General features: G+C 56.5%; 13 protein-coding genes. 3 read left to right on the plus strand and 10 right to left on the minus strand.

Annotation, left to right across the window (positions count from 1 at the left end; translation table 11 throughout):
* Positions 1-53: 53 nt before the first annotated feature.
* The 3 genes from pelC to pelZ all read left to right on the plus strand — a co-directional run bounded on the left by pelC (position 54) and on the right by pelZ (position 4,316).
* Positions 54-1,181 (plus strand): pectate lyase PelC, encoded by a 1,128-nt coding sequence (pelC, locus tag DXXMK7_RS19320; RefSeq protein WP_038920426.1) that lies wholly within the window; start codon positions 54-56, stop codon positions 1,179-1,181.
* A 578-nt stretch (positions 1,182-1,759) separates the two neighbouring features.
* Positions 1,760-2,884 (plus strand): pectate lyase PelB, encoded by a 1,125-nt coding sequence (pelB, locus tag DXXMK7_RS19325; protein ID WP_038920427.1) that lies wholly within the window; start codon positions 1,760-1,762, stop codon positions 2,882-2,884.
* 169 nt (positions 2,885-3,053) lie between these two features.
* Complete coding sequence (gene pelZ / locus DXXMK7_RS19330; protein ID WP_038920428.1) at positions 3,054-4,316, plus strand: pectate lyase PelZ; 1,263 nt, start codon at positions 3,054-3,056, stop codon at positions 4,314-4,316.
* Between the two features lie 240 nt (positions 4,317-4,556).
* Here pelZ and ppiA read toward each other — a convergent pair whose 3' ends face one another.
* The 10 genes from ppiA to hofQ all read right to left on the minus strand — a co-directional run bounded on the left by ppiA (position 4,557) and on the right by hofQ (position 15,002).
* Positions 4,557-5,129 carry a peptidylprolyl isomerase A gene (gene ppiA / locus DXXMK7_RS19335; RefSeq protein ID WP_038920429.1) on the minus strand — a complete coding sequence of 191 codons (573 nt, stop codon included), beginning with the start codon at positions 5,127-5,129 and terminating at the stop codon, positions 4,557-4,559.
* Between the two features lie 244 nt (positions 5,130-5,373).
* Positions 5,374-6,528, minus strand: a complete 1,155-nt coding sequence (locus DXXMK7_RS19340) for a mandelate racemase family protein (protein WP_038920430.1) — start codon at positions 6,526-6,528, stop codon at positions 5,374-5,376.
* 293 nt (positions 6,529-6,821) lie between these two features.
* The gene (trpS, locus tag DXXMK7_RS19345) at positions 6,822-7,826 is read right to left on the minus strand and encodes a tryptophan--tRNA ligase (RefSeq protein WP_038920431.1); all 1,005 of its coding nucleotides are present in this window, start codon (positions 7,824-7,826) and stop codon (positions 6,822-6,824) included.
* Between the two features lies 1 nt (position 7,827).
* The gene (locus DXXMK7_RS19350) at positions 7,828-8,526 is read right to left on the minus strand and encodes a phosphoglycolate phosphatase (RefSeq protein ID WP_038664935.1); all 699 of its coding nucleotides are present in this window, start codon (positions 8,524-8,526) and stop codon (positions 7,828-7,830) included.
* Positions 8,519-9,196: a ribulose-phosphate 3-epimerase gene (rpe, locus tag DXXMK7_RS19355; RefSeq protein ID WP_038664932.1), complete on the minus strand. Its 678-nt coding sequence runs from the start codon at positions 9,194-9,196 to the stop codon at positions 8,519-8,521. Before rpe ends, DXXMK7_RS19350 begins: the two co-directional genes overlap by 8 nt.
* A gap of 139 nt (positions 9,197-9,335) precedes the next feature.
* Entirely contained in the window at positions 9,336-10,163 is an 828-nt protein-coding gene (dam, locus tag DXXMK7_RS19360) for an adenine-specific DNA-methyltransferase (RefSeq protein WP_038664929.1), read from the minus strand.
* Between the two features lie 76 nt (positions 10,164-10,239).
* Positions 10,240-11,295 (minus strand): SPOR domain-containing protein, encoded by a 1,056-nt coding sequence (locus tag DXXMK7_RS19365; protein ID WP_038920432.1) that lies wholly within the window; start codon positions 11,293-11,295, stop codon positions 10,240-10,242.
* Positions 11,296-11,429: 134 nt separating this feature from the next.
* Positions 11,430-12,515, minus strand: coding sequence for a 3-dehydroquinate synthase (gene aroB / locus DXXMK7_RS19370; RefSeq protein WP_038664923.1), 1,086 nt, complete (start codon positions 12,513-12,515; stop codon positions 11,430-11,432).
* A gap of 53 nt (positions 12,516-12,568) precedes the next feature.
* The gene (gene aroK, locus DXXMK7_RS19375) at positions 12,569-13,090 is read right to left on the minus strand and encodes a shikimate kinase AroK (protein ID WP_038669202.1); all 522 of its coding nucleotides are present in this window, start codon (positions 13,088-13,090) and stop codon (positions 12,569-12,571) included.
* Between the two features lie 601 nt (positions 13,091-13,691).
* Entirely contained in the window at positions 13,692-15,002 is a 1,311-nt protein-coding gene (gene hofQ / locus DXXMK7_RS19380; RefSeq protein ID WP_084682753.1) for a DNA uptake porin HofQ, read from the minus strand.
* Position 15,003 lies beyond the last annotated feature (1 nt).

Below are 15,003 nucleotides of genomic sequence, written 5' to 3' on the forward strand. Positions count from 1 at the left end.
GAATAGCACATGCCCGCAACATATTTATGGTTTAGAGAAAAGGAACACACGCTATGAAATCACTCATTACCCCGATTACCGCTGGACTGCTACTGGCACTCAGTCAACCGTTGCTGGCCGCCACCGACACCGGCGGCTACGCCGTTACAGCAGGCGGCAACACGACAGGCGCCGTCAGCAAAACGGCGACGTCGATGCAGGATATCGTCGATATCATCGCCGCGGCCCGTCTGGATGCTAACGGCAAAAAGGTGAAAGGCGGCGCGTACCCGCTGGTCATCACCTATACCGGTAACGAAGATTCGCTGATCAACGCCGCTGCCGCCAATATCTGCGGCCAGTGGAGCAAAGACGCCCGCGGTGTGGAAATCAAAGAATTCACCAAAGGCATCACCATCATCGGCGCCAACGGCTCTTCCGCCAACTTCGGTATCTGGATTAAGAAATCCTCCGACGTGGTGGTGCAAAACATGCGTATCGGCTACCTGCCGGGCGGGGCCAAAGATGGCGACATGATCCGCGTTGACGATTCGCCGAACGTCTGGATTGACCACAACGAACTGTTTGCCGCCAACCACGAATGCGACGGCACGCCGGACGGCGACACCACCTTTGAGGCCGCGGTAGATATCAAGGGGGCTTCGGACTATGTCACCGTGTCCTACAACTACATCCACGGCGTGAAGAAAGTCGGTCTGGACGGTTCCAGCAGCAGCGACACCGGCCGCAACATCACTTATCACCATAACCGCTACAACGACGTCAACGCCCGTCTGCCGTTGCAGCGCGGCGGCCTGGTGCACGCTTACAACAACCTGTACAGCAACGTAACCAGTTCCGGCCTGAACGTGCGCCAGAACGGTCAGGCGCTGATCGAAAGCAACTGGTTCGAAAACGCGGTGAACCCGGTGACGTCCCGCTATGACGGTAAGAACTTCGGCACCTGGGTGTTGAAAAACAACAACATCACCAAACCGGCCGACTTCTCTACCTACAGCATCACCTGGACGGCAGACACCAAGGCTTACGTCAACGCGGATAGCTGGACTTCCACCGGTACTTTCCCGACGGTGGCCTACAGCTACAGCCCGGTCAGCGCGCAGTGCGTGAAGGACAAACTGGCTAACTACGCCGGCGTGAGCAAAGACCTGGCGACGCTGACCAGCGCAGCCTGTAAATAATCCGACAGCGAAAGCCGGGCATGAAAACGGCCCGGCTGACGCCCCATCACCGAGCGGGCCACACGCCCGCTCTTTTTCTTCTTCGATACGCAGCCAGGCCGTCATGGCACCTTGTCACCATGAACCCGATGCGAAACGCTACCGGCTATGCACGTTGCCTTATGCCGCTTTTCACGCTAATTTGATAATTAATCATCTTTTAATTATCAAACGTTATAACTAAGTGGTCAGAACTCCGGCCGCCAAAAGTGACGTCTGTCAAAATTTGCAAAAACATAATCACCTCTAATAATGAACCGCCGTTCCAACTATTGAAATGTCCCCCTTTTGAGCTAAAACTGAGCACAGGTTGATTCGTGCGATTCGGTTTTACTTATCTATCCCCTAAATATTCGGGTTGCGGGCAGACGGCAACCGGCAAACCCCAGCGACAGAAGCAAGTAACTGGGGTGAGCGAGGGTCGTCGGCGCGTTCGTAACCTGAAACATGACCGGGATACCCCTGCCGCACCAACCTATAAAGGGCATGTGGAACGATAAATGCCCATCTCACATTTTTCAAAAACAGGAATACTACTCATGAAATCATTCATTGCCCCGATTGCCGCCGGTCTGCTGCTGGCCTTTAGTCAATCCAGTCTGGCTGCGACGGGCGGTTATGCCACCACTTCCGGGGGCAACGTGACAGGAGCCGTCAGCAAAACCGCAGCATCCATGCAGGACATCATCGATATCATCGATGCCGCCAAACTCGACTCCAAAGGCAAAAAGGTGAAAGGCGGCGCGTACCCGCTGGTCATCACCTATACCGGTAACGAAGATTCGCTGATCAACGCCGCTGCCGCCAATATCTGCGGCCAGTGGAGCAAAGACGCCCGCGGCGTGGAAATCAAAGACTTCACCAAAGGCATCACCATCATCGGCGCCAACGGCTCTTCCGCCAACTTCGGCATCTGGATCGTGAACTCCTCCGACGTAGTCGTACGCAACATGCGTATCGGCTACCTGCCGGGCGGCGCTCAGGATGGCGATATGTTCCGTATCGACAACTCGCCGAACATCTGGCTGGACCACAACGAACTGTTTGCCGCCAACCACGAGTGTGATGGCACCAAAGACGGCGACACCACGTTCGAATCCGCCTTTGACATCAAGAAAGGCGCCACTTACGTCACCATTTCCTACAACTACATCCACGGCGTGAAGAAAGTCGGTCTGGCAGGGTTCAGCGCCTCTGACAGCGCCGAACGCAACATCACTTACCACCACAATATCTACAATGACGTCAACGCCCGTCTGCCGTTGCAGCGCGGCGGTAACGTACACGCCTACAACAACCTGTACACCAACATCACCAGCTCTGGTCTGAACGTGCGTCAGAACGGCAAGGCGTTGGTCGAAAGCAACTGGTTCGAAAACGCGGTGAACCCGGTGACGTCCCGCTACGACGGCAGCAATTTCGGCACTTGGGTGCTGAAAAACAACAACATCACCAAACCGGCTGATTTCGCTACCTACAACATCACCTGGACGGCGGATACCAAAGCTTACGTCAACGCCGATAGCTGGACTTCCACCGGCACTTACCCGACTGTGACCTACAGCTACAGCCCGGTCAGCGCACAGTGCGTGAAGGACAAACTGGCTAACTACGCTGGTGTCGGTAAAAACCTGGCCGAGCTGACCAGCTCAGCTTGTAAATAATCGGTTCCCGTCAGCCACGCTGATGTCTGGAACCCCATCCGCCCGGCAAGCCCGGGCGGATAGCGGAGCCACTATGGAGCGGGGGAGCGACATTCGCTCGCCCGCTTTTTTATCTCGCCGTGTCACTAATGCCAGACAGGACACGACCCGGCATAAGGAGCAAGCCATTATGAAACATACCCTTCTGTTTGCTTTACTGTTCAGCACCAGCGTCCTGACCGCTCAGGCCGCCAGCACCGCCGCCCCCGACCTGAAAGGATTCGGAACCGAGACGGTAGCTGGCAGCGGCGGCAAAATCATCCGCGTGACTACGCTGGCCTCCAGCGGCGCCGGCTCGCTGCGCGAAGCGCTGGCGACCAAAGGCCCGCGCATTATCGTGTTTGAAGTGGGCGGCGTGATCGACATATCGGATAGAGACATCCGGCTTGCCGAACCTTACGTCACCATTGCCGGTCAGACTGCACCGTCGCCGGGCATCACGCTGGTCAAGGGCGGCATGATGATCTCCACCCATGACGTACTGATACAACATATCCGTTTCCGCATCGGCGATAACGGTCACGCCAAGAAGAGCGGCTTTGAGAAAGATGTGTCGCTCTACGGGCCGGACGCCTATAACGTGGTGGTAGACCACTGTAGCTTTGCCTGGGGCACCGACGAAAACCTGTCGGTTTCCGGGCCGCGTTACGATGGTCAGTCCGGTACGGCTCATAACGTCACCTTCTCCAATAACATCATTGCGGAAGGCCTGTACGACTCCAGCCACTCCAAAGGCATTCACTCGATGGGCACGCTGGTCCACGATAACGTGACCAACGCGGCGATCATCGGCAACCTGTACGCCCACAACAACGAGCGTAACCCCTGGTTCAAGGGCGCGACTACCGGCGTGGTGGTCAACAACCTGATCTACAACCCAGGCATCTGGGGTATTCGTGTCGGTGCGGTGCAGAGCGAATGGGAAGGCCGCTCCCTGCCGGTGAACGCCAAAGTGGCGATCGCCGGTAACGTGATGTATCACGGCGCCAACACCAAGTCCGGCCTGTCGCTGGTCGGCAGCAACACCACCGGCGGCGATGTCTGGATGAGCGACAACCTGGCCTTCGACAAATCAGGCAAGGCCGTGGCGCAAACCTCCGGCACCGGCATCAACCTGTTGAAATCGGCGCCGGTATGGCCCACCGGGCTGACCGCGATCAGTTCCTCGTCGGTGGTCAATCAGGTGACGCAGCACGCCGGCGCTCGCCCGAAAGATCGCGACGCGGTGGATAAACGCATCGTCAGCGATTTCCAGAAACGCAGCGGCACCTTCGTCAACAGCCAGAGCGAAGTGGGCGGTTACCCGACCGCAGCGGCTACCCAACGTACTCTGACAGTCCCGAGTACCGGTGTGGACGCCTGGCTGCAGCAAATGGCCAAAGAGCTGGAATAACGTCGGCTTTTATCCGTTCAGTGCAATAAAACTTTACCGGCGAATGCCAGTCACGCTAAGTGGCTGGCATTTAACATTTTATTGGTGGGGTAGCGTTGCCTGACGGCTAAAGACGTGTCTTTATCAGCCTGCGCTGATTAAAGATAGGAAGCGGGCGCTTAGCGCCGGTTGAAATAAAAAATCCCCTTACCGTTCAACGGCAAGGGGACAGCGTTAACCTCTCATCAGGACATGTCAGGTCTATTTCTTAATGATTTTCGCTGACTGAATCACAATCGGTTTGGAAGGCACGTTCTGGTACGGCCCCACATTTTCTGTCTGAACCTGAGAAATCTTGTCAGCCACTTCCATGCCTTTCACCACTTTACCGAAGACGGCGTAGCCAAAATCACGCTGGCCGTGATCCAGAAAAGCGTTGTCCGCGACGTTGATGAAGAACTGGCTGGTGGCGCTATCTTTTTCGCTGGTGCGCGCCATGGAAATGGTGCCGCGCAGGTTACGCAGACCATTGTCCGCTTCATTCTTGATCGGCGGATTGGTGGGTTTCTGCTTCATATCGCTGCCGAAACCGCCGCCCTGCACCATGAATCCCGGAATTACCCGGTGGAAAATGGTGCCGTTGTAAAACCCGCTGTTGACATAATCAACAAAGTTTTTCACGGAAACCGGCGCTTTTTGGTCGTCCAGAGCCAGCTCAATGTTGCCCGCGGAGGTTGTCAGCAACACATGGGTGGACGTGGTAGCGGCAAAAGCCGGTGAAAAAGCGGTCAGAGAGAGTACAGTTACTACCGCTGCCAATATACGTTTTGACATGAAGAATTCCTTTTGAGGATCAACGACAGAAAGCGTACCGATTTTAAATAGCCACACCTTTCTGCGCTACCCATTTACCTTTTTTTACGCGATCCCAGCCACCCATTGGCGATAAAAAGAGCACTATTTGCGCTCTTAACCCCCCACAGGACACACGATGGCGACAATCGCGCTCCCCCGATGCCGGATTCCCGCTGCCGGGGGAGGTAAAAACCGTCAAAAGGAAGACGTCTGAAACGTCTTATTAGTGCTTGCTCAACGTATGGGCATCAATCCAGTCAAAATTAATGTCCTCGCCCAAACCGGGACGCTGCGACAAATGGACATACCCTTCTTCGTCCATCGGGTCGACCAGCGTATTCAGATAGGCCGCCGGCTCGTCGTAGTTCAGGAACGGATGCAGCAGGCCGCGTTCGTACCAGCGGCAGTTTTTAATCGCCCCCACCACCGCCAGATTCGGCGCGCCGTTGCCGTGAATTTCGCAATCCATGCCGAAGGCTTCCGCCAGATGCGCCACTTTAAGACACGGCGAAATCCCACCCACGCCCTGCACCCCGGCGCGCAGAATGTCGCAGGCACCCTCTTTCACCCAGTCGGCGCGGCTGAAATATTTCCCGCCCAGGCTTTCCGGCCCGATGACGTCAATGTCCAGATTCTTGTTCAGCCAGCTGTAGGACGCCATGCTCTGCTCTTCCATCGGCTCTTCGAACCAGGTGAAGTTCAGTTTTTGCAGTTCACGGCCGATATACAGCGCCTCGCTGCGGCTGTACCAGTGGTAGCCGTCCAGCATCAGGCAGATATCCGGCCCCACCGCCTCGCGCACCGCCGCGCAGGCTTTGACGTCCATTTTCGGGCTGGGCGCGAACGACACCGGCGGCATCCAGGTGTGCAGTTTGATGGCCTTGTAACCGCGTTTCACCAGCTTTTCAGCAAACTGGCCGTATTCTTCCGGCGTGGACAGGCCGCCGGTCAGCTCGTCGCCGCACATGGTGCTGCCGTAGGCCGGCACTTTATCGCGGTAGCCGCCCAGCAGTTTGTACACCGGCAGATTCAGCGCGCGCCCGGCCAGATCCCACAGCGCCTGCTCGGCGATCGCCAGCGCCCGGTCGGTCAGTTGGTTGGCGCTGCCGCGCTGCCAATGCACCAGATCCTGCCACAACCGCTCGCGATCAAACGGATCCTGCCCAATCAGCACCTTGCGGAAAAAGCTGTTCACCACGTATGGGCGGATCACTTCCGGCGGCGCAAATGCATAGCCTTTGTGACCGCTATCGGCGGTGATGGTCAGCAACGCCATACTGGCCTGATGCTCATCGCCCGGATGAGAATGTCCTGCGCTGTCGGAAACGCGACGAGTGGGATAAGTGAAGACGGTGACGTCGATCGATTCAATTTTCACGTTGATTACCTGCCTGAAGGTGAAGCGCCTGCCAGCACGGGCTCTTATAACCATAAGAAGAACGGAGAGAGAATAAAAACACAGTGCTGATTTAATAAAATTGCGTTTTATTTTTATCGATTATTGAGGAAGTCTGCTGTGAGGTCATTAGGCAATCTATAACATTTGTGAAAATTATCCACCCGATGATTATGCAATTGCCCTATTTACAAGTGTCCGCCCATCAGGGCATAAAAAAAGCGCCGTTCCTGATGGGAAACGGCGCTGTCTGAACCGGTCTGGCGAAAATCAGATTACGGGCGAGCCACGAATCCAACCACGTCATACACCTTGCGCAGCGTTTCCTGCGCGCGGGCGCTGGCTTTCTGCGCGCCGTCACGCATCACCTGCTGCAGGAAGGCTTCATCATCGCGGAAGCGGTGATAACGCTCCTGCAACTCGATCAGCATGCCGGAGACGGCGTCCGCCACCGCGCCTTTCAGGTGACCATACATCTGGCCGTCGAACTCCTGCTCCAGTTCGGCAATGGATTTTCCCGTCACCCCAGAGAGGATATCCAGCAGGTTGGATACGCCGGCCTTGTTTTGCAGGTCGTAACGCACCACCGGCGGCTCGTCGGAATCCGTTACCGCGCGTTTGATCTTCTTCACCACCGATTTCGGGTCTTCCAGCAGGCCGATAACGTTATTGCGGTTGTCATCCGACTTGGACATTTTCCTGGTCGGCTCCAGCAGCGACATCACTCGCGCGCCGGATTTAGGAATGAACGGCTCCGGAATACGGAACGTTTCACCGTAAATAGTGTTGAAACGCTGGGCGATATCACGGCTCAGTTCCAGATGCTGTTTCTGGTCTTCCCCGACCGGCACCTGATTGGTCTGGTACAGCAGGATATCGGCCGCCATCAGCACCGGGTAATCGAACAGACCCGCGTTGATGTTTTCTTCATAACGGGCGGACTTGTCCTTGAACTGGGTCATGCGGCTCAGTTCGCCGAAATAGGTGTAGCAATTCAGCAGCCAGCCCAGTTGCGCGTGCTCCGGCACATGCGACTGAACGAAAATCGTGCTTTTCTGCGGGTCGATGCCACAGGCCAGATAGAGCGCCAGCGTGTCCAGCGTCGCTTTGCGCAATTGCTGCGGGTCCTGGCGGACGGTGATCGCATGCTGATCCACGATGCAATAGATGCAGTCAAAATCATCCTGCATGTTGACCCACTGACGTAACGCACCCATGTAGTTACCAATGGTCAACTCGCCTGACGGCTGTGCGCCGCTAAATACAATGGGCTTACTCATGTCATGCTTCCTGATCGTTTGAAAGGGGTAACCCGGCAAGGGTCAATAAATCTGCAAAGCGATCCAGCACCACGTCAGGGTGGCTCAGGGCAATCGCCTCGCCATAGTTATAACCGTACGTCATGCCGACGCACGGGCATCCGGCGGCCCGCGCCGCCTGAATATCATTGCGCGAATCGCCGACGAACAGCAACTCGTTCGCCCGCAGCCCGAGCTTGCCCAGCACCATATACAGCGGCGCCGGATGCGGCTTCTTCTCGGTCACGTCATCACCGCCCAGAATCAGCGAGAAGTCGTTGCCGATCCCCAGCATCTCCAGCAACGGCGCGACAAACGGCGTCGGTTTATTGGTGACTACCGCCATGCGAAAACCGCGTTCGGCCAATTGCGCCAGCGTTTCCTGCACGCCCGGAAACAGCAGGCTACCGCTGTCCACCGTGCGGGCATAATACTTGTCGAACAGCGAACGGGCGTCATGAACCTGCCGTGCCGTCGGTTCCATGCCAGCCCAGCGCAATGCGCGCTCTACCAGCACATCGGCGCCGTTGCCAATCCAGGTGGACACCAGCGCTTCGCCCGCGCGAGGCAGTGACAACGCCCCCAGAGTCATATCGACCGCTTCGGCCAGCCCCGGCGCACTGTTGATCAGCGTGCCGTCAAGGTCGAACGCCAGCCCGCGAATCGCAGAGAAATCAGTCATGACGTACCGTCTCCAGTTCCTGTCGCATACGCTCAATCACCGCCCGGTAATCCGGTTGGCCGAAAATCGCCGAACCGGCGACAAACATGTCCGCCCCGGCCGCCGCAATCTGCGCGATGTTCTCGACTTTAACGCCGCCATCCACTTCCAGGCGAATATCGTAGCCGCTTTCATCAATCCGCTTACGTACCTGGCGCAGTTTATCCAGCGTGGACGGAATGAAAGACTGGCCGCCAAAGCCCGGATTGACGGACATCAGCAGAATGATGTCCAGCTTATCCATCACGTAATCAAGATAACTCAGCGAGGTGGCGGGGTTAAACACCAGACCGGCCTTGCAGCCATGATCCTTGATCAATTGCAGGGTACGGTCGACATGTTCGGACGCTTCGGGATGAAACGTGATGAAACTGGCGCCGGCTTCGGCAAAATCAGGGATCAGCCGATCCACCGGTTTTACCATCAAATGCACATCCACCGGTGCGGTGATGCCATAGTTGCGCAGAGATTTCAGCACCAGCGGACCGATAGTCAGATTGGGAACATAGTGATTGTCCATCACGTCAAAGTGGACCACATCCGCCCCGGCCGCCAGGGCCTGCGCCGTGTCCTCGCCAAGACGGGCAAAGTCAGCCGACAAAATAGACGGGGCGATTAAAAACGGTTTCATGCGTTTCTCCAAACCATCAAGTCTGCATTTTGCTGCCGGGCGCTATGGATTAATCTCACACCTGCGCAGCCACTCTGTAGGGGAACAACCCTTTTACTTCCTCACATCGCGCCCATCCGCCCGCAGCGCCCGATCACGCTCAGAACGCTGCCTGACAATACAACGCCAGCAACTCATTGACCTTACTGCGGCCCGAAATATTGCGGCTGATGGTGCGGCGCGCCTTGACCACATACAACGACGAAGCGTCACGGTACCATTCACGAGTCAGTACTGTATCGTGATTGGAAATCAGTACCGGGATCTGGCTTTGCGACGACAACTGCTGCGCCAGCTGCGCCAGATTCTGTTGGTCCCGATTATTAAAGTTGTTGGTATGGTACGCCGTAAAATTGGCCGTAGCCGACAGCGGCGCGTAAGGCGGGTCGCAATACACCACCGAGCCCGGGGAGGCGTTAGTCAGCGTCTGCTGATAATGCTCGCACACGAACGTAGCGTTCTGCGCCTTTTCCGCAAACCAGTAAAGCTCTTCTTCCGGAAAATAGGGTTTCTTATAGCGCCCAAACGGCACATTGAACTCGCCACGCATGTTATAGCGGCACAGACCGTTATAACAATGACGGTTCAGATACAGAAACAGCAGCGCCCGACGATAATCATCGGTACAGAGATTGAACTCCTCTCTCAACCGGTAAAAAACATCCGAGGTATTCACTTCATCGATAAACAGCTCGCGGGCATCGCGGATGAAAGCATCGGTTTCGGTTTTGACAATTTTATAGAGATTAATCAGATCGCTGTTGATATCCGCCAGAATATAGCTGTCGTAGTCAGTATTGAGAAATACGGAACCCGCGCCCACGAAAGGCTCGATTAATCGCTCTCCCGCTGGCAGATATCGGCGAATCTCTTCCACCAGCGGATACTTCCCACCGGCCCATTTTAAGAACGCGCGGTTTTTCTTCATGCCGTCGTTAATTACTCACACAGTTCAGAGCCACGGATTGTACTCTGTTTAGACAGCACATCAGGGCCAATTGGTCTTACTTGGTCAAGTCCTGCTTCACCTGACGGATCGGCCTGACCCATGGTTTTTTCGCCTGAACATCAGCAGGCAAGGACGCAATGGCGCGTTTGGCATCCTCCGGCGAGGCGTAAACACCATTCACCAGAACATACCAGGGTCGCCCGTCACGTTTCGTTTCATATACCCAGTAATTCGCCAGCCGCTGTTCCCGGGCATACGCTTTGAGGGAATCCTCGCGGGAGGCGCTGCTGAGTTGCAAAGTAAAGTGGCCGGCCGGCGCACTCTGGATAGCCGTACCGCTCTGGCTTCCGGCTGACGTCGCCGGTTTGACCGCCGCTGCCGGTTTGCTGGCCGGTGCGGGCGTCACGGCCGTCGTGGGTGCCCGATGCGCATTCGCAGCAGGTTTGGCGCTCTCTTTCGCCTCGGCGGCGGTTTTATGAGATGCCGGAGAAGGCTGTTTTTCCGCCTGAACATGGGCAGGCGATTTCTCCGCAGGCTGAGCACGTCCGCCTTTGGTTGCCGGCGCCAGCACGGTCGCCGGTTCGGTCGGCAACCCGGAAGACAACGCGTTCACCCGGTCCTGTTGCTGAGGCTGAGACAGCGCATCGGTAATATTGCCCGGCAATTCAATACGCTGCTGGTTGCTATTCTGCGAAGGCAACGGCGCTTGCGTGGGCGTACCGGAAACAGGCTGACCACTCAGCGTCTGCGCAGAGCCTGCGCCCGCATTCTGAGCGGCGACCGGCGCCGGAGAAGAGGGCTGAAGCGCCGCCGCCGGTGGCGGTGTTCCCGGTTCCTGACTGGAAGACATGGACGATGACAGATCGATATTCCTGTCAGAACCTGCTGGTTGCGACGGAGCCGAAGATTTGTTCTGGCTGGGAGATTGCAGAGCAGAACCAATGCCGATGATCAGCAGCACCAGTACCACAATACCGATACCAATCATGGTGTGTTGTCTGGATAGCGAGACACTGGGGGCAGCGAAGCCTTTGCTTCGTCTCTGCTGGCGCGCAGGGCGTCGATCGCTGGTATCCGGCTTCAATTCTTCTTCCGGATTGAACTCATCCATTTATACCCTCCAACTGAAAGGCTAGCTTCCGCGGACATCTGACACTGCGAAAGTCTAAATCATAAGGCATTGTATTTTAAACGTAAACCACCGCAGCTCCGGCTGCTGGCTATTCAGCCAGTCAGGGAGTGCGTTCAGGGAAGGCAGTCGGCAATGGATGCCAGCACCAGTTCGTGCGATACGCCCGCTCGGACTTCAGACTGACCTATCGCCGTGGGCAGAACCAGACGCAGTTCCCCCGCCAGAACCTTCTTGTCCCGCATCATGTGCGGCAGATACGCTTGCGGAGCCATTTCACGCGGCCCGGTGACAGGCAATCCGGCCCGCAGCAACAGCGCCCTGATGCGCTCGACATCGTCAGCGCTAAACTGCCCGAGACGGCGTGCGGCCTCGGCCGCCATGACCATGCCCGCCGCTACGGCTTCGCCATGCAGCCAGTTGCCGTAACCCATTTCCGCTTCAATGGCATGTCCATAAGTGTGGCCCAAATTCAGCAAGGCGCGCAGTCCGGATTCACGTTCATCCGCCGCCACCACCTCCGCCTTCAGTTCACAACAACGGCGAATACAGTAAGCCAGCGGTTCATCCTGCAGGCTGCGCACAGCGTCAATATGCTCTTCCAGCCATTCGAAAAACGCGCGGTCAAGGATGATGCCATACTTGATCACTTCAGCCAGACCAGAGGACAGCTCACGTGCAGGCAGCGTTTTAAGGCAATCCAGATCGACCACCACCGAAGCAGGCTGGTAGAACGCGCCAATCATATTTTTGCCTAGCGGATGGTTGACGGCGGTTTTCCCGCCGACGGAAGAATCGACCTGCGCCAGCAACGTGGTCGGAACCTGAATGAAGCGAACGCCGCGCTGATAACAGGCGGCGGCAAAGCCGGTTAGGTCGCCGATAACGCCGCCCCCCAACGCGACCAGCGTGGTGTCGCGCCCATGCGGCCGAGCCAGCAAGGCGGAAAACACCTGCTCCAGCACGGCTAACGACTTGAACTGCTCGCCATCAGGCAGAATCACCTGATCAACCCGCACGCCGCTTTTTTCCAACAGATCACGCAACGCATCCAGATAAAGCGGTGCCAACGTCTCATTGGTCACCAGCATGGCCTGGTCACCAGCCTTCAGCGGCATAAAAGAAGCCGCATCGTTGAAAAGACCGGCGGCGATCGTAATGGGGTAACTGCGTTCCCCGAGGGTTACGGTGACTCTTTCCATGCGCGTTCCATTGATCTGTCAGAAGCCTGCAGTGTGCAGGAGATTACACAAAATCAGTTGCTTTCCAGCATGCTGATGATCTGGTTGGCAACAACCTTGGCGCTTTGTTCATCAGTGCGAATCGTGACATCGGCGATTTCTTCATACAGCGGATTACGCTCTTTCGCCAATGCCTCCAGCACTTCGCGTGGTGGGGTTTCAACCTGAAGCAACGGACGTTTTTTATCTCGCTGAGTACGGGCCAACTGTTTTTCAATGGTGGTTTCCAGATACACCACCACGCCACGTGCAGACAGGCGATTGCGGGTTTCGCGTGATTTCACCGAACCGCCGCCTGTTGCCAGTACAATGCCCTGCTTTTCCGTCAATTCATTAATGACTTTCTCTTCGCGATCGCGGAAGCCTTCCTCGCCTTCCACATCAAATACCCAGCCCACATCAGCCCCGGTACGTCGCTCAATTTCTTGATCGGAGTCGAAGAATTCCATATTGAGCTGCTGAGCTAACTGACGGCCAATAGTGCTTTTGCCGGCACCCATGGGCCCAACCAGAAAGATATTGCGTTTCTCTGCCATTTTTTTGGTATTACTAAGAAATTCGTTAATGATAATCCGCCCCGCCATGTAACCTGCGGCGGAACCTAAACTGAAACCTCATGAGCGATAGTGCGAGAATCAGACAAAAAATTATCTCAATACTCAGGGTAGTTTGGCAACCGAATAAAATGCCACACGAATCAGGCAGCGATAAACCGTGCGTTTTATCTATCCCGTCATACTTCAAGTTGCAGGTGCGTTGGCTTTATTACGCGGCCCATACATGGGCCTCGCCCCTTCCAGGCCGCAGCACGCTGTGTTAAACGCTGCTCACGGCAACGTTGTCACGCCCTTTGTCGCTTACTGATGTAAACGCCCGAGGATTCGCTGCGTCACCGCGCTACCAGCGCTCATAATGAGCCTTGCCCTGAAGGGCCAACGCGTTGCGTTGTTTAAAACGCGAGCGTTTTGTCCTGCAACTTGAATTATTTGGGGTGTACACCGCTGATGTAACACCACTTCCGTGCTCAAGCCGCTATCCTTGTATGCTAAAACGAGGGTATCGTCAAACGATGAAGGGCACTATTTTAACAAAGCGGGCCCACAAGACAGGCGGCTCAGCTCGTCCGCCTGCCCGCCTTCAGGCCGCCGGAGCGCGTCTGGCCGACTGAATCAGCGTTGGGGTAATAAAGATGACCAGCTCGCGGCGCGTGTGCTGCTGATTACCGCTGCGGAACCATTGCCCTATGCCCGGCAACGCGCCCAGCCCCGGAACCTGCCGCTCGCCCTGATTCTTCTGCTGCTGGAAAATACCGCCCAGCACAATGGTTTCACCATCCTGAACCGTCACCTGTGTCTGGATTTCCTGTTTATCGATCGCCAGTATCTCGCCCCCTTCGCCCTGTTTGATGGCGCGTCCCGGCATATTCTGGCTAATCAACAGATTGAGCGTAATCTGCCCGCCATGCAGAATCCTGGGCGTAACTTCCATTCCCAGCACCGCTTCTTTGAACTCAATCGACGTTGAGCCACTGGCGCCGCTGGACACCTGATACGGAATTTCCGTGCCCTGCTTGATGCTGGCCGTCTGCTGATGTGCGGTAAACAGGCGCGGACTGGCGATGATCTCCACTTCATTTTCCTGTTCCAGCGCCATCAATTCCAGATCCAGCAGCCGTCCGTTCAATTTCGCCAGATGAAACCCGGCGTTGACGGCGGGCGACTCCACCGGCAGGCTGACGCTGAAATTGTTCATTTGCAGCGCCTGCCCCGCCGTCGCGGCATCGCCCAGTCCCCAGTTGACGCCCAGCGCCTTAAGATGTTCACTGCTGATGGTCACGATATGCGCCGCCAGTTGCACCTGCGCCAGCGGTTTGTCCAGTTCCCCGATCCAGGGGCGAATTTGCTCCAGCGCTGAAACAACGTCCCTCACCAACAGCGTATTGGTGCGCTTGTCCACCGTTACGCTGCCACGCTCGGTCAGTAAGGTGCCGCGCTGACTCTGCAGACTCGCTACCACGTCGGTGGCTTCCGCGTACTGCAAGGTGACGGACAGATTCTGCAACGGCAGTTGCTGGCGCTGTTTGGCCGCCAGCTCCTCCTGCTGCCGCTGCCGGTCTTTCATATAGGTATCGGGGTAGACCATCATGACGCTATCCTGCCGTTCAATCGTCAACTGCCCCATGTGCAGAATAATATCAAGCGCCTGCTGCCAGGGAACCTGCTGCAAATTCAGGCTGACGTTGCCCGTCACGCCCGGCGCCACCACCAGATTAAGCTGCAGGTGATCGGCCAGCGCCTGCAAGACTCGCTGAACCGGCACGTCATCGAACGCCAGCGAAACCGGCTCGTCGCCGCGGGCTTCGGCTAGCACACAGCCAAACAACATCATCAACCAGATCAGCCAGCCGTACCGACGTAACCGTCCGCCGGGAAAACATCCTGTCTTCATG

Source organism: Dickeya sp. MK7, assembly GCF_000406305.1.
In the GTDB taxonomy this organism is placed as follows: Bacteria; Pseudomonadota; Gammaproteobacteria; order Enterobacterales; family Enterobacteriaceae; genus Dickeya; species Dickeya fangzhongdai.